Origin of the sequence: Oscillibacter sp. PEA192 (assembly GCF_003574015.1) — a bacterium.
Taxonomy (GTDB): domain Bacteria; phylum Bacillota; class Clostridia; order Oscillospirales; family Oscillospiraceae; genus Oscillibacter; species Oscillibacter welbionis.
Genome location: NZ_AP018532.1, coordinates 2,390,990 through 2,407,133 on the forward strand (window position 1 = coordinate 2,390,990; position 16,144 = coordinate 2,407,133).

Annotated in this window: 18 protein-coding genes; 4 read left to right on the plus strand and 14 right to left on the minus strand. The window is 53.3% G+C overall.

The annotated features are described in order from the left end of the window. Positions 1-9 precede the first annotated feature (9 nt). From DN611_RS11935 to DN611_RS12000, 14 genes are read right to left on the minus strand one after another with little or no spacing between them, the layout of a single operon-like run. Entirely contained in the window at positions 10-513 is a 504-nt protein-coding gene (locus DN611_RS11935) for a DUF2004 domain-containing protein (protein ID WP_025543915.1), read from the minus strand. A gap of 12 nt (positions 514-525) precedes the next feature. Further along, positions 526-888: a hypothetical protein gene (locus DN611_RS11940; protein ID WP_025543914.1), complete on the minus strand. Its 363-nt coding sequence runs from the start codon at positions 886-888 to the stop codon at positions 526-528. Positions 889-898: 10 nt separating this feature from the next. Continuing rightward, complete coding sequence (locus DN611_RS11945) at positions 899-1,738, minus strand: DUF2262 domain-containing protein (RefSeq protein ID WP_119311453.1); 840 nt, start codon at positions 1,736-1,738, stop codon at positions 899-901. 14 nt (positions 1,739-1,752) lie between these two features. Beyond that, positions 1,753-2,343 (minus strand): hypothetical protein, encoded by a 591-nt coding sequence (locus tag DN611_RS11950; RefSeq protein ID WP_119311454.1) that lies wholly within the window; start codon positions 2,341-2,343, stop codon positions 1,753-1,755. A gap of 13 nt (positions 2,344-2,356) precedes the next feature. Next, a complete protein-coding gene (locus DN611_RS11955; protein ID WP_119311455.1) occupies positions 2,357-2,977 on the minus strand; it encodes a hypothetical protein in 621 nt (206 codons plus the stop codon). A gap of 4 nt (positions 2,978-2,981) precedes the next feature. After that, positions 2,982-4,061: an ankyrin repeat domain-containing protein gene (locus DN611_RS11960; protein ID WP_119311456.1), complete on the minus strand. Its 1,080-nt coding sequence runs from the start codon at positions 4,059-4,061 to the stop codon at positions 2,982-2,984. 16 nt (positions 4,062-4,077) lie between these two features. Continuing rightward, positions 4,078-4,665 (minus strand): hypothetical protein, encoded by a 588-nt coding sequence (locus DN611_RS11965; RefSeq protein WP_119311457.1) that lies wholly within the window; start codon positions 4,663-4,665, stop codon positions 4,078-4,080. Next, positions 4,656-5,051: a hypothetical protein gene (locus DN611_RS11970; protein WP_119311458.1), complete on the minus strand. Its 396-nt coding sequence runs from the start codon at positions 5,049-5,051 to the stop codon at positions 4,656-4,658. The genes DN611_RS11965 and DN611_RS11970 overlap by 10 nt, the downstream gene beginning before the upstream one ends. Further along, positions 5,048-5,590 (minus strand): hypothetical protein, encoded by a 543-nt coding sequence (locus DN611_RS11975; protein WP_119311459.1) that lies wholly within the window; start codon positions 5,588-5,590, stop codon positions 5,048-5,050. The genes DN611_RS11970 and DN611_RS11975 overlap by 4 nt, the downstream gene beginning before the upstream one ends. A gap of 13 nt (positions 5,591-5,603) precedes the next feature. Next, positions 5,604-5,837 (minus strand): Imm17 family immunity protein, encoded by a 234-nt coding sequence (locus tag DN611_RS11980; RefSeq protein WP_021747696.1) that lies wholly within the window; start codon positions 5,835-5,837, stop codon positions 5,604-5,606. Further along, a complete protein-coding gene (locus tag DN611_RS11985; RefSeq protein WP_119311460.1) occupies positions 5,834-6,343 on the minus strand; it encodes a hypothetical protein in 510 nt (169 codons plus the stop codon). The genes DN611_RS11980 and DN611_RS11985 overlap by 4 nt, the downstream gene beginning before the upstream one ends. Positions 6,344-6,364: 21 nt before the next feature. Continuing rightward, positions 6,365-7,207: a DUF2262 domain-containing protein gene (locus DN611_RS11990; protein ID WP_025543907.1), complete on the minus strand. Its 843-nt coding sequence runs from the start codon at positions 7,205-7,207 to the stop codon at positions 6,365-6,367. Between the two features lie 10 nt (positions 7,208-7,217). Next, on the minus strand, positions 7,218-8,600 hold the full coding sequence (locus DN611_RS11995; RefSeq protein WP_119311461.1) for a DUF6138 family protein: 1,383 nt from the start codon (positions 8,598-8,600) through the stop codon (positions 7,218-7,220). Between the two features lie 13 nt (positions 8,601-8,613). After that, positions 8,614-9,729, minus strand: a complete 1,116-nt coding sequence (locus tag DN611_RS12000; RefSeq protein ID WP_119311462.1) for a hypothetical protein — start codon at positions 9,727-9,729, stop codon at positions 8,614-8,616. 1,281 nt (positions 9,730-11,010) lie between these two features. On the opposite strand from DN611_RS12000, the gene DN611_RS12010 reads away from it, so the two are divergent. The 4 genes from DN611_RS12010 to DN611_RS12025 all read left to right on the plus strand — a co-directional run bounded on the left by DN611_RS12010 (position 11,011) and on the right by DN611_RS12025 (position 16,124). Beyond that, positions 11,011-12,909, plus strand: a complete 1,899-nt coding sequence (locus DN611_RS12010; RefSeq protein WP_025544207.1) for a sigma-54-dependent Fis family transcriptional regulator — start codon at positions 11,011-11,013, stop codon at positions 12,907-12,909. A 167-nt stretch (positions 12,910-13,076) separates the two neighbouring features. Beyond that, positions 13,077-13,754, plus strand: coding sequence for an RraA family protein (locus DN611_RS12015; RefSeq protein ID WP_025544208.1), 678 nt, complete (start codon positions 13,077-13,079; stop codon positions 13,752-13,754). A gap of 9 nt (positions 13,755-13,763) precedes the next feature. Continuing rightward, on the plus strand, positions 13,764-14,687 hold the full coding sequence (locus DN611_RS12020; RefSeq protein WP_025544209.1) for a hydroxyacid dehydrogenase: 924 nt from the start codon (positions 13,764-13,766) through the stop codon (positions 14,685-14,687). Positions 14,688-14,717: 30 nt separating this feature from the next. Then, a complete protein-coding gene (locus DN611_RS12025) occupies positions 14,718-16,124 on the plus strand; it encodes a YfcC family protein (protein WP_119311463.1) in 1,407 nt (468 codons plus the stop codon). Positions 16,125-16,144: the final 20 nt, after the last annotated feature.

Genomic DNA, 16,144 nt, shown 5'->3' on the forward strand with positions numbered 1-16,144 from the left:
ACTCTCTCCTCAGCTCTCGTGGGTGATACAGAAAATCTCCTGGTTCAAGTCAAAGTAGACCACCATCAGCTCGTCGGTGATCTCTGGGTTGAAGGACAGGTCCAGAATGAAAACTTGCTGATTCATCTCGCTATCCACCAGGCTGCCGAACCGCTTGAGCCGCAAAAAGTCCGCCATCTCGGCAAAGGACAGCTTGGCCGGGTCGGTTCCTGGAAAAAGTTCCGCCGCAATATCCGGGCCTACATCGTCCCGGTGGAACTCCATGAAAAATACCACGGCATCGTGGTAGGGGCTGCCCTCGTCCGCCAGCGCCGCTTTGATGGCAGCTTTGGCCTTTTCCGCCAATCTCTCCGCCTCATCCAGCATTTCTCCTACCGCATCCATGGCAGCAGAATCAGCGGTCAGTTCTCCCTCCACATCGAAGAGAAAGGGCAGCCCCGATTCCTCGGGAAAGTTGAATATCTCCTCGCCGGGTGTATATGTAAAATCAATGCGTTTACAGTTCAGCTTCACAGGGATGCCTCCTCATTGGTTTTCCAGATGGGGTAATAGAATTGGCGAATAGACTACTGTATCTCCATCATGATCCATCTTGAGAATGACAGCAAATTCCGCCACATTGCTCTCCTGTCCCTTTGGGAGAGGAAAGATCATTGGGGGGCAACGCAGGGCAGCATGGTTCGTGGTTTTATTCCAGTCCTCCATGGCCGCAGATAAAATGGCGTCAATGTGTGCCAATACCTTCTCAATAGAACCCGCTGATATGTTGTAAAAAGCGGGGTTTTTATGATACTGCTCTGTGATGAAGTTTTTATAGGTTTGGACTGGCATAAAGCAAAATTCCCAATCAAGGGGATACAACCCAAGCCAATACTCATACAGTTTCATAGGCGCCTCCTTACCCCTCAATGTTGGCAGCTTTGAGGCCCTTTTTCAAGGAGCCGTAGACCGTCACCGCATGGTCGGTGAACATCTCGTCGCAGTCAAACCAGACGGTGAAGCTGCCGCCGGAGGTGACGGACAGGCTCGTCATGCTGATCCGCCGGGCAAGTTCTTCCTCTGTGATGGGGTCTGTTCCCGGGTCACGGGGGTTTTCCTCATCCTGGGAGAGCCAGTCGTTGGCCAGCCCGGTCAGGTTCTTTGCCGCAAGCTCCCGCATGGCCTTGTCCCAGGTCTCGCAGTCGGCCAGCAGCTTCTTGGCGGCACTGCGGGCACGGGTCCAGGAGGGCTTGCTCTCCGCATTGACCTCCAGAGACAGGTACACATCCGTTCCGCACCACTGGATCTCACCCTCAAAGGTGTTATAGTCCTTGTCCAGCGTCAGCTCCCCCAGCGTCTCATCCTGGAGCACCACCGGCCTGTGGTACTCGTCCAGAACGGCCTGAAGCTCCGGGCAGTCCTCGTGGGCCTTGACCACCTGGGCGATACACCAGGGCCACGCCACCAGATCCTTTGCCCATTCTTCCTTCATTCGGCGGATCTTCAGGCGGCAGATCTGCTCCTTGCCAAAGCGTCCCCAGCCCTTTTCGCTGTTACGCTCCTCGTCGGTGACCGGCCAATCCAGCCGCTCCTCTTTGGTGCTGACCTTGCCGGTGTCACAGAACACCATGCCCAGCGTCACAACAGTCATTTCCCAAAAGTTGCCCCTGTTGTTATATCCGCCCCCAATGCAGCGATTAATCAGAGCGACCACTTCCTGCTCCTCGGGCTCGTACATCTCATAGAATTCTTCAAACATCGGCGTGACCTCCTTTACAGCAGTTCCAGCACCGCGGCGGCGGGCTTGGCAAACTCTGCCGGGACTTGCTCCAATATATCCCGGTAGGCTTCCACCGACTGCCAGGAGTCATAATAGAAGCTGTAAAATTCGTCTGCGGGGAAAACCTCGTCCTCCTCGTAGCGCATCTCATCCGCTTCCCCGTCGTATTCTTCCGACCACAGATATTCTTCCCGGAGCAGATCGGAGAACTGCGGCAGCGGCTCGGCGTGCTCCATCTCATCCCCATCGCGAAAGCACTGGAGGATGCCGGCAAAGAAGTCCAGCAGTTCCCCGGCCAGGAAATGGGCCACAGGATTCCGGCCGCTCTCTTTGAGTGCTTTGCCCAGAATCCGGCTCAGGAACACCATGCCGAAAGGCGTGGCGTGCCAAAGGGTCCCCTGGTGCTCCATGTTGGTGGTGAGCTCATAGAGAGACTCTTTGACGGACGCCAAATCACGCATCTGCTCCAGCACCGCCAGATGCGCGGGAAAATCCGTCCCCCGGCCATAGGCGGTGGTGAGCCGGTGCCACGGGACATCCGTGACCTTGAGATGGGTGATGTAGGTCCTGTTTTCCTCTGTCATGTTGCCGCCCTCCTTACTCTGTTGTCTGGCTGCGGTACTCCTTCTCCAGCGCGGTGTACCACCGTTTCAGCATGGTTTGCAGACCGGTTTTCCCTTTACGATCTGTAAAAACGAGAAACTTCTGCATCAGTCTGGGGAATAGATATTTGCCCGCCTCTGTCAGATCCTGATTGAGATAGACCATCCGCAGGATACGGCCCTGTCGATCCAGAGGGTTCTTTTTCAGCAGTTCCTTTTCAAAGCAGAAGCGCAGGAATACTGCATTCTCGTCGTAGAAGTCCTCCACCACAGCCGCGCCAATGCTGGTATATGTGATGTCGTACATCAACCGGCTCCAGTCAAATTTCTCGGCATAGAGCAGTTTCAGTGCCTTTGCCCAGTGCTCCTCCGGAATCACCAGCATCCTGTGCTGGGCGGTGCTGGAGTAGCCACGGTAGACGGGTTCCGGCTGTCCCAGCAGTTCACTCACACTGTCGGCGTAGACGAAGCACAGCTCCTCATCGAACAGGCCACCGATGAAGTTGCCATTGCAGTACAGCATATAATTCTTGGACTTGGCTGGAGAATAAGAGAGGCTATATTCCTGCGAGACCAGGCTTTTATGTACCTTGTTCAGAAAGTCTATTGATGTCATGGCTTTACTCCTCAAACTCGCCCTCAATCATCCCGTTCAGATACCGGCCGGGATCTGCGATGAAGTCATCCCATTTGGCCAGAGGGTGGAATTCCTCATGCTCGATATCCAGATACCACAGCTTTTTGTCCCTGGGGCTCCACAGCAGCAGATAGTCGCTGTAATTGTCCATGGCCGCCATCAGGGAGAGCAGCTTCTTCCGCTTCCAGGTCATCTCCTGCACATCCATGAAAGAGTAGAGCTCTGCCCACTTCACCCATTTCTGCTCCGGGAACTCCAGCCGCAGGGGGCCGGTCTTCAAGTATTCCACCAGCCGGGCAGGCAGCTTATAGGGCATGAGCTGCCGGAGCTTTTCCTGCTCGTTGTGCCATTCCTCCGGTTCCAGGGCTTTCAGGTAGTCGGCCAGCTCCTGATTCTTGTTCTGCACCGCCACGGTGTAAGGCCGGTCGCCGTATTTGTCAGCAATGGTGATGTCGGCTCCTTGCTCAATGAGCCAGCGCACCATGGGAAGATTTTTGTGTCGGACAGCTTCGGTGACAGCGGTGGAGGCGTTCGGAAACACCATGTCCGGCTTGTGGTAATTGATGTCTGCCCCTTTTTCCAGAAGCAGCCGGGCAAGTTTGGTATTGCCCTCGGACACAGCGGCCCGGAATGCCTCGCCGCCAAACTTGTCCACTGTGATCCCGGCTTGCTCCAGCACCGGGATATTCTCCGGGCGCTTGCCCCAGCGCACTTCCTGGAAGGCCCGCTCTTTCTGCTTGGGGGTAAGCTGCGCGGTCTGTCCCACAAAGAGTTTCACCACCTCCGGCCCACAACAGCGGGCGGCGGTGAGCAGTAGGGGCTGTTCCTCTGCCAGACTGGAATCAGCCCCATGCTCCAGCAGGAAGTGGATCATAGGCACATCATTCCGAAAAACCGCGATCTCCAATGGCATCAGCTTGATGTATTCGCTGAGCTGGATGGGAACATCTAAATCCAGGCCACCTTGAAGCAGCGCCTCCAGCTTGGGAGTGTCATGGTCACAGATGGCGGCAGCCGTTTCCGGGAGAGTCTCCCAGCGGCCAAGATAGGCAATTTCGTACATAGGGCACCTACTTTCTCTATCCTACAATGGTGGTTTCCTTTACGGCCAGATTGTCATAATCCATAGCAATCAGTTTTTCGGCGGCCTCCGGGGTACACATGAACCAGGTGCTCACGCCCCAGGCGTCCATCCTTGTGACGGTGAAGAAATGGGTTTGGGCAGAAGCAGGTTCTCTTGCGTCAATATAGTAGTCGGAGTAGAGATACACCAGATCGACCTCTCGCTCCGGCAGCCACTTGGCCCGGCGCACACGTGGTTTGCCGTTTTTCAGCGTCTTCTCTCTGGGGTTCTCAAACCACGCCAGTTCCTTGAGCTTCAGACCAGTGAAGGTATCTATGAGCCGCTGGGCAATCTCCCGGTGGGTAAACACCCCGCAGTTCCAGGAGCCCACCAGCCAGGTCTGGATAAAGTCTCCCACCTTGCTGCCGGGGGCGGGCGGCCCGTAGACGCTCTCGTCCGCCCACATGACCTCCAGCTTTTCACATTGATCCGGCCGGGGACAGGATTTCTTATCACCATAGCGGTACATGATATTCACATAGCCGAAGTCCCGGCCGGTCCGGTCATGGCCGACGGCTTCCACTTGATAGGCAGTTATGGACATTTCAGCTCCACCTCCTGTGCCAGTACAAATCCGCACAGCCCAAGGGAAGCGTCGATGACAAATACCCGGATGTGCTCCCGATCCATGCGCTCCCGCAGTTCCTCGATGCTGCAACAGGCGGGAAAGCCGTAAGAGACGGCCCCGCCCAGCAGGTCTTTGTACTGTTCAAAAAAGCCGTCCACGGTGATCTCATCCATGCCGAAGAGGATGTTGTCCCGGATCACATTCTCAAACCAGTGGGCCAGCAGGCCGGTGAAGTGAACGGATACGTTCTCTCCGGCCTCAGTCCGGGTATCCACATGCAGGATATGGGCTTCAAAGTCAGCGCAATAGCACAGGACCCTGTTGTCGTGCAGATGGTCAAAGGATTGAATCACCATACTCATGCCAGCTCTGCGTCCAAAATCTGGACTTGCTTCCCTTCCTCGTTCACATAGTAAAGGGCGATATAATCAATGCCGTCCCGCCTGACCTGCTCCCAAGGCATCCGCTCACCGTTGATCAGTTCCACGGTATCCGCCCCATCCGGTTCGAAGTCCTCTTTTTCGTCCTCATAGTCAACGCTGTAACCCAGCTCCACCACCAGCTTGGAGGCAGGGATCCCATACCGCTTGAGGGGACGGTGCTCCAGCTTGGATGGATCGTGTACATCGCAGAACAGATTGTCGTAGCCATGCCGCCCACCGTCAAAGATGACGAACTCCTCGCCGCTCTCCGGATCACGGGCTGCCACCAGTCCGGGGACCTCATCCCCATCTACGATATAGGATTGGGGCTCTCCCTTCACCGTGAGCAGATCTCCGCAATACCAAACCTCCAGCAGTTCCTTGCCGGTGGAGGAACAGAGTGTCACGGTGGGCAGACGCTTCTCCGTCCACTCTTTCACATGGCCTTCCAGCCAGGTGGGATATTTTTCAGGCATCATAGCCGTTCTCCTCCTATTTCAATTTCAGCACAAATCCCCAGATACTCACCACGATCAGGAGGACACCCAACAAAAAGAAAACCACCCGCCGGTATCCCCTGCCGTGGCGGTGGGCATCCCGCGTACCGGTGGGGTCGCAGAGCCAGTTCCAGTTGCGGATCGCTCCGATCAAAATCACTGCACCGATGATTACCGAGGCAATATACCAATGCTCCTGTAAAAAAGCCGTAATCTGCCCGCTGTTCATTTACATATAACCCTCTTTCCATCATCGGGAGTTTCCCGCCGGATAATCTCCTCCCGCTCTTTCTGATCTATCTCCAAGGCTTTTTCCTCCTCCAGATATTCCTCGCAGTCCCGGACCAGCTTTTGGGCATTCGGGTCCTCCGGGGCCAGGTCCAGCCAGTGTTTTGCGTATTCATAGGCGGTGGCGGCGGAGGGGTATGCCATCAGACAGGAATAGCCCATCCTGGCGTTCCAGTAGGGGTCGTTCTCCCCCTGGGTGCAGACGGACTCCAACAGGTCAATGGCGTGCCGGATGAGAGCCCCGTCCACTGCACCGTCGGTCCCATGCGCTCTATGATCCCCCAGCACCGCCAGATTGCTGTAAGCCCGGCTCAGCTTGACGGTCAGAAAATAACCCCGCTCCTGCTCCGGGATAGCTTCGATGGCCTCAATACATCGGGAGAACTCGTCCGCATCATTCCACTGTTCAAGCAGCTCCGACAGCTTTGCTGTCTCCGCCTGATTCATGACTTCACCGCCTTTCCCGTATCACCCCTGTATATCCGCACCAATGGGGCCTTTTTTCAGTGTTCCATCCACAGTGACCACATGGCCCCAGAACATATCATCGTCCTCATACCAAGCGGTAAAACGCCCGCCGGGGGAGACCGAAAACTCAGTGAGAATGATGCGCCGGGCGAACTCATCCCCGGTGATGGGATCTTTCTCCGGGTCCCGGTCGGTCTGGTCATTGTCCGCCAGCCATTCGTTGGCCTGAGCGGTGAGCTTCTGGGCAGCCATCGCCCGCAGGGACTTATCCCAGACTTCCTGATCTGCCAGCAGTTTCTTCATCACATTGGTGGCGCGGGTCCAGGACGCTTTCTTTTCAATCTCCACATCCAGCGAGATCTGGACTTCTTTTCCCATCCACCGGCAGGTCCCGGTGAACATACTCATTTCACGATCCAGCGTGAGGGTTCCCAGCACCTCGTCCTCCAGAAGAATGGGCTTTGTGTATTCCGCCCAGAGCTCCTCCAGTGCCGGACAGGGTACGCCTTCCTCCAGTATCTCCGTGACATACCACTGAGGTTCGCTGAGGGCATCGCCTTTCCAGCCGCGGGCTTTGATCCGGTAAATCCGGCCCTTGGCAAACCGCTTGGAATAGCCGCCGGATTCCCGCTCCTTGTCCGTCAGCGGCCAGCTCAGGTAGCATCGGCCGGAGATCACCTGTCCGGTCTGGACATCCGCCATGGCAAGGGCATGGGTATGCGCCGTCCAGAAAGTATCCAGAAAGGTTTTGTCCGCGCTGGTACCGCTCTGGATCAGCACCAGCTTTTCCCCATCTTCCTGGGCGTACAGGGCAATAAAGTCCTTGACCGTTCTCTTTTTCATGACGTTCTCCTTACGCAAATACCTGCTGGTATTTCTCTTTCAGTTCCTTTGGCACCGTCTTGATGACCTTGCTGCCGCCGTTTTCAGAGGACGGGCCCCAGATGGCCCAGAGCAGGCTCTGCCAAGCGATGGCCCGGAATTTCGGGTCCTTGTCCTCTTCCGGCAGGAGATACGCGGAAAAGCGGCGCTTGACTGTCAGCAGCGCATCCAGGCTTTCCGCGTTGGCAATCAGGCTGCGGAACTCCTTTGCAGGCTTTAGATTCTGCATGGACAATGCGCCCCGTACCAATACGCCCAGTGTCCATGGTTGGAAACCAAACTTCCGGATCAAGGCATGAAGGAATTTCTCTTGCAGGGAGGAGTGCTCGTCATCGCAGAGATCCAGATACTCCGCCACCAGCGGCGCCCACTGTTCTCCTTCCAGCCCCAGAGCGAACACAGCAAAAGAGCCGGGCATGGCGCAGGCTTCATCCGCGAGGTTTTGGTACCACTCATACTCCCGCATAGCCAGACGAGCGTATCGCTCTATAGCCGGATGCAGATTGGGGTGTTGCACAGCGCAGGCAAAGAGCTGATTGACTCCCTTCTTGGGCAAGCCGGGAATGGGCAGATAGATTTTCTCCTTTCCTCTGCACTCCACCGAGTAACTGCGGGGGAATTCCTCCTGCTCCAGCACCGCGCACAGGTAGTCCAGGATTTCAGCATAGCACTCCTCCGTGGAGTCCCTGGCGGTGATGCGGATGGTGGCAAAGGCGTCATTGGCCGATGCGGTGAAATGCACCGTCTTACGTTGTTGGATGTCCTTTGGCAATTTGCCGCTGCCGTTGGTTTTCAGTTTCTTTACCATGTCGGGACGGATTTGGGAAACCAAGCCGAAAATGTGTTCGGTGGTGAGGGATTCAAAACTCTGCCCATACACGGTATGGCAGACAGCCACATAGCAGGCAAAGCGCAGCAATCCTTCGTCCACATCCTCCGGACGCAATTCCGGCCGCACTGCGCAGGGCGGAAAGACGGTAAAGCCATCTTCCCGCTCTCCCACAAGGAAGCAGCGTTCCTGCACCTGCTTTTCTATGTACTTCTCCAACTCATAGCGGATCTCTTCCCAGCCCACCAGCCGCCGCATGGCGTCGCAGATGGAAACCGCATCCTCGCAGGGAAATTCCTTCAGCGGCAGCCGGGAAAGATGCCGCTCCAGCAGCTGATTGGGGAGAAAGGGCGTTCCGTTATGATTTCGCACCACGGTCGGGTAGGCGGCGTGATTTTCACGGGCGGCGCCGCTCAGCACATCCTGAATGCAGAGATCCGCTTCCACCAGCACCTCAGGGTCAGTATCCGGCTTATGGATCAGATAATAACGGCCATGTACGCCGTCACGCTTTGGCAAACTCATATAGGTTCTCCCCTCAGGTCTGCTGGTGCTGCATGGATACGATCTGGCAGTCCGGGCAGAACTCCACATAAAGCGCGCCCTCTGCACAGTCAAACACCGTATCCCACTGGATCTGGGCCAGGTACTTCATGGGCTTCCCACAGTGGGGGCAGGTCGTATATTCCGCGTCCTGCACCCAGTTGGCAAAGCCGCCGATGGTGTTCACATCCTCACAGGCCGCGCCGTAAAACAGGGGCACAGGCGCTTTGCCCAGTACAAAGGGATTTTCGGTGAGGGCCTTGTAGTCCTCGGGACTGACATAGCAGTCCATCTTCTCCGCCCCGTCAAAGAGTTCGGAGGGAAAGACCTCCACGCCGCCATCCAGAGAAAAGCGGTTGAAGGCGGGGCCTTTCAGGAATCCCACGCAGCTGGGGCAGCAGGTGGCGGTCAGGATACCATCCAGCCCCAGGAACCGGAGCCGCTCATCCCTGCCATCCAATACCAGCATGTCCACCATACGCCCGCCGCAGTGGGGACAGGTGTCCTCCCGCGCCCGGCCAATGCGGACGGGAGATTTCTCGCCAGCGGTTCCCTTGACCATAGGATAGCAGGTGTCGAAGTTGAGCTGGATTTTCTGGCCCTCCTTGTTGAAGGTCCAGCCTCCGATCTGCGCATAGCTGGATGGGTCCACATAGAGGCCCTTGCGCCAGGGCCGGGGATTTCGCTCCAGCTCCAGCAGCGTCTCCATTGCCTTGTCATCTCCCTGCATAGCAAGGCAACTCATCAGGTTGGAGGCCTCGCTGGAATATTCCGCGGACAACAGCGCATGAATCAGGCCATCCCGCACATCGGCGGGAGCGTGATAATAGATCTCACAGGGCCAGAACACCTCTGCGGCCAGTGCCGCCCGCTGGATCTCCGGGGCGATGGCATCCCGGTCCCCCAGCAGCTGCCAGAAGTCGGTGAACTCCGGGTCCTCCATCTCCGCCAGCCTCTGGATGTTCTGAATGAGATTTTTCTGCTTTTCGCCAATTTGTTCCGGCGTCCAGGCAAGAGCAGCTTGCCGATCCTGCTCGCACTTACATTTCCAGCACAATCCCTCATAGCCCAAAGAGGTCCCACAGCCGGGGCAGGCGTATTTCAGGCTCATATTCGTTGACTCCTTTCCAAAGACAGAAAGACGCCCCGCGACACCCTGTCACTTGGACAGGCTGACGCAGGGCGTGAAAAGGCCGCAAGAAAGAAGCCACATCTACCCCCAGATGTGGTTTCCTCCACAGGCAAAATCCATTTTTTATATAGAATCAAAGTTATCTTTAACTGATTCGTGTGCATCTCCAAAAACTTCCGCCTACATCACGCATGATTCCACGCGTATAGTGTAAGTTGCTTGTGATACTTTTATATGGTTAGTTGCTTCTCTTCAAACCACAAGGTCGGATGGTTCTTTTCCATCATACCTAATTACATGGAAATTATCAACTAAAACTTGCATCGATAAAATCCCAGAAACCGCTCTCTGTTAGGAAAACACATAGATGATGGCTGACAACTGCAACAGGCTCTGCAAAGGCTATGCCCAGCCCTGCAAACTAAGCTTTCAGGCTGTGGCGGTGTTTCCCTCCATTTTCAAAAGCATAGGAATTAGGATTCAAAATGGATAGAGGAACTGTTTGTGGCACTCTTTCTTTATAGGGCAGCAGAAGACTTCCATGCGGAGCAGCAGGGTGTTTCCGCATAGAAAAATGCCGAATTTAAATCTTTGAGCAGGTAAATTGAGAACACCACAATCGAATTAGAGCAATTCGATTGCGGTGCTCTTTTTTGTTAATTACAGGTTAAAAAAGAATTTTTTCTTGCGTTCTTGTCAGCAGGGCCATTGTTGATGATATAATAAAAAGCAATATACACCACACCTGTTAAAATTAAGAATTTCCGATATCTGCTTTGCTATATAGCAATAAGGATCAGTTAATAACAGATGTATGGAGAAATTCAAAGGAGCAAAGTATGCGCAACCTTTTTGTCATTGGAAACAGATTTGATCTTGCGCACAATATAAAACGGGATTCAACCATTTTAGAGACTACTTAAGTGCAAACTACTCGATACTTCACAATATGCGCCATATGTACCAGAAGCAATAACAGAGCCATTACGGAAAAGAACTGCAAGACACTACAGAGATCGTTGGCTTAATCGCATATCTTTTAGACGAGGCTGCCGCAGACACAGGAAAATGTTTTGATAATGTTGAACCTCAATACGATAAAGAAGGAGACCGTATCTATTCTTGGGAATACGAAATGCAGAATCTATATGCGGGAATATGGCATGAACAATTCCATATATTACTGAACTTTCCATGGTAAAATTCAAACTTCCCTTTTGGTAGACAGCTTGATATTTTATTCAAAGAGGTGCATTTGCGATGGATATTTCTGTCCTTTATATTATTCCGAATGACCGGATTATTGAAACTGTCCAACGGGTTATGCAGCGTTGTGATGTTAACTATCCGGTATATTATGGAACCATGTCCGGAGCTTTGGAAATTGCGAAGCGGATGATCGCTCAGGGGAGCCGGGTGATTGTCAGCACCGGACTGACGGCTCTGTATTTGCGCAAGCATCTTTCTGTGCCTGTTCTGGAACTGCTTTTTACAAATACGGAGTTTGCCAGAGCCATTCAGGAGGGACTTGCTTTTTCCGATAAGATTCTCATAGTTGCCAGTACCTATGTTAATTATTTTGTCCAGCGCAGTCTGGAGTTGTTTCAAAATCCAACCCATTCTATTCAGGCGGCTGTGCTGTCTCTCGACCGCCCCTTTGAAGAGCAGGTTCAAGAATATCTTGACCAAGGCGATTTTGACGTGGTCATTTCGTCCACGCCTGGCGTGAAGCAGGCGCGAATCAACGGGAAAATCGGGATTTTGTTTGACGTTGATGAAAAAATGGTTGAGTTTTCCATACAGACTGCGCGTTCTTTGCTGGATTTTGTAGTACACCGCGCGGAAAACGATCAGCTAATACACGCTGTTATGAATTATACGCAAGAAGGGCTTATTATTACGGACCGCGACGGGATCATTTCACAGCTCAACGCCTCTGCAGAGCGCATTATTGGCACTGTAAATGAGGAAGCCTGCGGGCAGAATGCCGACCAGCTGCTGGCGAATCGTCATATTGTAGATTCTCTTACCAATGAAAGTGGTCTGGCTGATCCGGAGGCCCATCCGGTCGTTTTGCAGCGCAACACGATCCAACTGGATGGAAAATCTGTTGGCATATTACTCTCCATTCACGACATGGCGGATATTCGGATGCTGGAACGCTCTGCCAAACGCATTCATGAGTTGAACGGCCATGTTGCCACATGGCGCCTTTCCAATATTATTGGCAAATCGGAGGCTATTTCTCAGGCCCGGCAAATGGCGCGCCGCTTTTCTCAGTACAACAGCACGGTTTTGATCCTGGGAGAGACGGGCACCGGGAAAGAGTTGTTTGCCCAGGGGATCCACAATGCGAGTCCTCGCCGCAACGAACCTTTTCTGGCGATTAACTGTGCTGCCTTACCGGAACAGTTGCTGGAAAGTGAGCTGTTCGGCTATGTAAAAGGTGCATTTACAGGCGCCCGCAGCAACGGGAAAACCGGTTTATTTGAAGCAGCAAATGGAGGTACTATTTTCTTGGATGAAATCAGTGAGATCCCACCCAACATGCAGGCGCGTCTGCTTCGGGTGATCCAAGAACGTCAGGTAGTCCGGATCGGTGATGACAAAGTGATACCCGTTGATATTCGGATCCTTGCTGCCAGCAATCGGGATCTGAGGACTCTTGTGCAGCAGGGGGCATTCCGGGCAGACCTCTATTACCGGCTGAGCGTACTGGAATTAAAGGTTCCGCCTTTGTCCTGGCGCAGAGAGGATATTCCGCTACTGGCACAGTCCCTTTTACAGAACAAGAACAAGGCCCTGAATACACACGTTACGGGATTTGCTCCTGAGGCGCTGGAAGTTCTCCAAAGCCTAGAATGGCCGGGGAATATTCGTCAGCTGTCCAACTTTATTGAACGCCTGATGATTTTGTCTGATCCGCCGCTTATTACGGGGGAGAACGCCCGCGCCCTTGCGCAGAATGAGGCCACAAAAGAGCTGCCTGTTTCTAGGGAGGGCCATTTCCCTACCCTGGAGGAAGCGGAATCCAATCTGATTCGAAAGGCATTGGATCAGACGGGAGGCAGCCGTACAGCTGCTGCGCAGCTGCTGGGTATTCACCCCTCAACTTTGTGGCGGAAACTACGGGATTTTGATACAGAAATTCCTCTTTGATGATTGCATAATGCACAGTCCCCATTGCATGATGCAACTGTTCCAGCCGATTTTTGCCTTTTTTCGGTAGAAATCGGCTGGATTTTCTTATATGGATATGGCATGTAAATTGCTTTATACTTGTTTAAAGCGATTGTGAATTGCTTTGAAGAAAAGGGGGAATTTTCATGGTATCCGTTGGTTGCAGAATCCACACGCATCCCGCACGTACAGATCCCGGTCTGGTGGAACGGTTTCGCAATATCCCGGTTGCGAATCTTGACGACTGCATGGGACGTACAGCAGCGCTCTCCTCCGCCATCAGGCCCTATGGCCCGCGCCGGCTGTTAGGGCAGGCATTTACTGTAAGAGTCCCGGCGGGGGACAATCTGATGTTCCATAAGGCCATGGATATGGCTCAGCCAGGAGACGTTTTTGTGATTGATGCTTTCGGCTGCGAAGAACGCTCTATATTGGGGGAGCTGATGGTAAGTTACTGTAAAATACGGGGTGCTTCCGGCATTGTGGTGGACGGCTGTATCCGGGACGCAGACGCCATTCGGGCGATGAATTTCCCCATATATGCAAGGGGAGTTACGCCCAATGGCCCCTACAAGAACGGGCCAGGTGAAATCGGTGGAGCAGTTGTTGTAGGTGGACAGGTTATTCGTCCTGGTGATATTCTTGCAGGAGACGGCGACGGAATTGTTGTAATACGTCCGGAGGATGCGGAGGAGATTTTGGAGCAGGTCGAAAAGCTCATGGCCAACGAGTCCCGCACTCTCAGTGAGATGAAGCAGCATAGTACATATATCCGCCCCTGGGTGGACGAGAAGCTGGCAGAATTGAAATGTGAATATTTATGAGGTATCCAAATGAAAATTTTTGTCAACGAACCCATACATCCGGCAGCAATGGAACTGCTGCGGTCACGGGCTGAAGTTGTCTCCGAATGGGAGGATGTCCCGGCTGTCAGCGCGGCATTGGTGCGGACAACAAAAATTGGACCTGATTTTTTAAATCGAGCGAAGCAGCTGCGCGTGATCGGAAAGCACGGGATCGGGTACGACAATATTGACATTGCATCTGCGAAGGAGAGAGGGATTGCTGTTGTCTATACTCCTTTGGCGAATGTCAACTCGGTGGCTGAACTGGCGGTATCTCTTTTCCTTGCGTTGGCCCGAAAGCTGGTTTCCGCTCAAAAATTGATACGTTCCGGAGAGTGCACCAGGATCGCGCCCCCTGAGCTGACGGGCACTGAGTTGAGCGGAAAGACAGTGGCCCTGATCGGCCTTGGACACATTGCACAGCAGGTTGCACAGATTCTAGGAGTCGGTTTTCACTGCCACCTTGTGGGATATGACCCATATGTTTCCCGGGAAAAAATGGCTACGCTCGACATTGAGAAAGCAGATTGTTTGAAAGAAGCGCTGAGGGCGGGAGATTTGATCAACATCAGCGTGCCCCTCAATGACAGCACCCGTGGTATGATCGGCTCCGCGGAACTGGGCGTCTGTCGCCCCACTGCAATTCTGGTCAATACGGCACGTGGCGGGATTGTAGATGAGGTGGCGCTCTATGAAGCGCTGTCCCGTAATGAGCTGGCTGCGGCAGCAAGTGATGTTTTTGCCGTCGAGCCTCCCGGTGTGGATATGCCGCTGATGTCTTTACCCAATTTTCTGCCCACTCCGCATATAGGAGCCAATACGGAGGAGGCGCTTTATCGTATGGGGATTACGGTAGTGGAAGATCTTTTCGCCGTTCTGAACGGTGTTTCTCCACGATTTCCTGTTCCGTAAACGGATGAGATAAAAGAAAGGAGATTCACTATGCAACCCAAAAATTCCATTCGTCGAAAGCCTGCTTTTCCGGACGGCATGTTGATCGTCCTTGGAGTCATCATACTGTGTGTCATCGTGACTTGGTTTATTCCTTCGGGTCAATACGACCGTATTTTAGATGCCAGCGGACGGCAGATCGTTGATCCAAACTCTTTCCATTATATTGAAAGCGAAAAAATCAGTCTCCTGCGTATTCCACACTTTATTGTAGAGGGTACGATTGCACAAGCGGAAATGATTTTCTTCCTGCTGACGATCGGTGGCTGCTATGAAATCGTAATGCACACCGGAGTGCTTCAGGCGATCATAGCCAGAATGGCCAAATGGAAAGTGCGGGACATGGCGTTTATACTGGTCTTTACGCTGGTGTTTGCCGTGATCGCAGCTCCTGCTGGCGGTGTAGTGTCTTTCATCGGATTTGCGCCCATTTTTGTCATGATCGCCCGGGCCATGGGCTATGATGCGCTTGTGGGCGTCTCTCTGGTGCTGCTAGGAGGTGCTGTGGGTGCTGCTGCTGGACCGATCACTCCCTTTACCACAGGCGTTGCCCAGGGAATTGCAGAACTGCCGCTGTATTCCGGCCTGTCTTACCGGATAATCTGCATGCTTGTTTTGTGGATTGTTACAGCCCTCTTTATTGCTCGGTATGCTAAAAAAGTTCGGTTGGATCCCTCAAAGAGCTATGTTTACGATCTTGAGCAGGTGCAGAAGAATCAAGAAGTAGAAAAGCACTATGACACCGATCTTTCGGCTCAACAGATCGCTATTCTGGTGATTTTTATTTTAGGCTTGTGCCTGATCATCTATGGCAGCCTTCGCCTGAACTGGGGCAATCGAGTTCATATGCAGATCTATCTGTGCATGAGCGTGATTCTTGCGATTGTTGGTAAGTTCAATCCCAATGAGACAGTCCGGGTCTTTGTGCGAGGAGCCAAGGGGATGCTGGCCGCAGCTCTGGTACTGGGGCTTTCCCGCAGTATTAGCATGATTCTGGATGAGGCGCTGGTTCTGGACACCGTTATTTACGGCTGCGCTGCGATTTTGAACGGGCTTCCCACGTTGCTGCGGGGGCCGGCTATGCTGATTGCCAATACGGTTGTCAATGTTTTCATTATTTCTGGAAGCGGGCAGGCTGCCGCAGTTATGCCGGTGTTCATCCCTGTTGCGGATTTGGTGGGGCTGACTCGTCAAACCGCTGTGCTGGCCTTCAATTTCGGCGATGGCTTTTCCAACTGGATCCTTCCGCATTCTGCTCCGCTGATGGGATTTATTGGTGCTACCAGCATCTCCTACGGAAAATGGTTTAAATACTTCTGGAAGCTATTCCTGCTTTGGAATGCCTTGGCCATGGCGCTTCTTTTTATTGCACAGTTAATGAACTATGGGCCTTTCTAAATGAAAAGGAGATCACGATC

What these genes read in the sequence shown, in the direction of transcription:
- DN611_RS11940 (WP_025543914.1), bottom strand. Translation starts at nt 888, where the DNA reads ATGAAACTGTATGAGTATTGGCTTGGGTTGTATCCCCTTGATTGGGAA.
- DN611_RS11945 (WP_119311453.1), bottom strand. Translation starts at nt 1,738, where the DNA reads ATGTTTGAAGAATTCTATGAGATGTACGAGCCCGAGGAGCAGGAAGTG.
- DN611_RS11950 (WP_119311454.1), bottom strand. Translation starts at nt 2,343, where the DNA reads ATGACAGAGGAAAACAGGACCTACATCACCCATCTCAAGGTCACGGAT.
- DN611_RS11955 (WP_119311455.1), bottom strand. Translation starts at nt 2,977, where the DNA reads ATGACATCAATAGACTTTCTGAACAAGGTACATAAAAGCCTGGTCTCG.
- DN611_RS11960 (WP_119311456.1), bottom strand. Translation starts at nt 4,061, where the DNA reads ATGTACGAAATTGCCTATCTTGGCCGCTGGGAGACTCTCCCGGAAACG.
- DN611_RS11965 (WP_119311457.1), bottom strand. Translation starts at nt 4,665, where the DNA reads ATGTCCATAACTGCCTATCAAGTGGAAGCCGTCGGCCATGACCGGACC.
- DN611_RS11970 (WP_119311458.1), bottom strand. Translation starts at nt 5,051, where the DNA reads ATGAGTATGGTGATTCAATCCTTTGACCATCTGCACGACAACAGGGTC.
- DN611_RS11975 (WP_119311459.1), bottom strand. Translation starts at nt 5,590, where the DNA reads ATGATGCCTGAAAAATATCCCACCTGGCTGGAAGGCCATGTGAAAGAG.
- DN611_RS11980 (WP_021747696.1), bottom strand. Translation starts at nt 5,837, where the DNA reads ATGAACAGCGGGCAGATTACGGCTTTTTTACAGGAGCATTGGTATATT.
- DN611_RS11985 (WP_119311460.1), bottom strand. Translation starts at nt 6,343, where the DNA reads ATGAATCAGGCGGAGACAGCAAAGCTGTCGGAGCTGCTTGAACAGTGG.
- DN611_RS11990 (WP_025543907.1), bottom strand. Translation starts at nt 7,207, where the DNA reads ATGAAAAAGAGAACGGTCAAGGACTTTATTGCCCTGTACGCCCAGGAA.
- DN611_RS11995 (WP_119311461.1), bottom strand. Translation starts at nt 8,600, where the DNA reads ATGAGTTTGCCAAAGCGTGACGGCGTACATGGCCGTTATTATCTGATC.
- DN611_RS12000 (WP_119311462.1), bottom strand. Translation starts at nt 9,729, where the DNA reads ATGAGCCTGAAATACGCCTGCCCCGGCTGTGGGACCTCTTTGGGCTAT.
- DN611_RS12010 (WP_025544207.1), top strand. Translation starts at nt 11,011, where the DNA reads ATGGATATTTCTGTCCTTTATATTATTCCGAATGACCGGATTATTGAA.
- DN611_RS12015 (WP_025544208.1), top strand. Translation starts at nt 13,077, where the DNA reads ATGGTATCCGTTGGTTGCAGAATCCACACGCATCCCGCACGTACAGAT.
- DN611_RS12020 (WP_025544209.1), top strand. Translation starts at nt 13,764, where the DNA reads ATGAAAATTTTTGTCAACGAACCCATACATCCGGCAGCAATGGAACTG.
- DN611_RS12025 (WP_119311463.1), top strand. Translation starts at nt 14,718, where the DNA reads ATGCAACCCAAAAATTCCATTCGTCGAAAGCCTGCTTTTCCGGACGGC.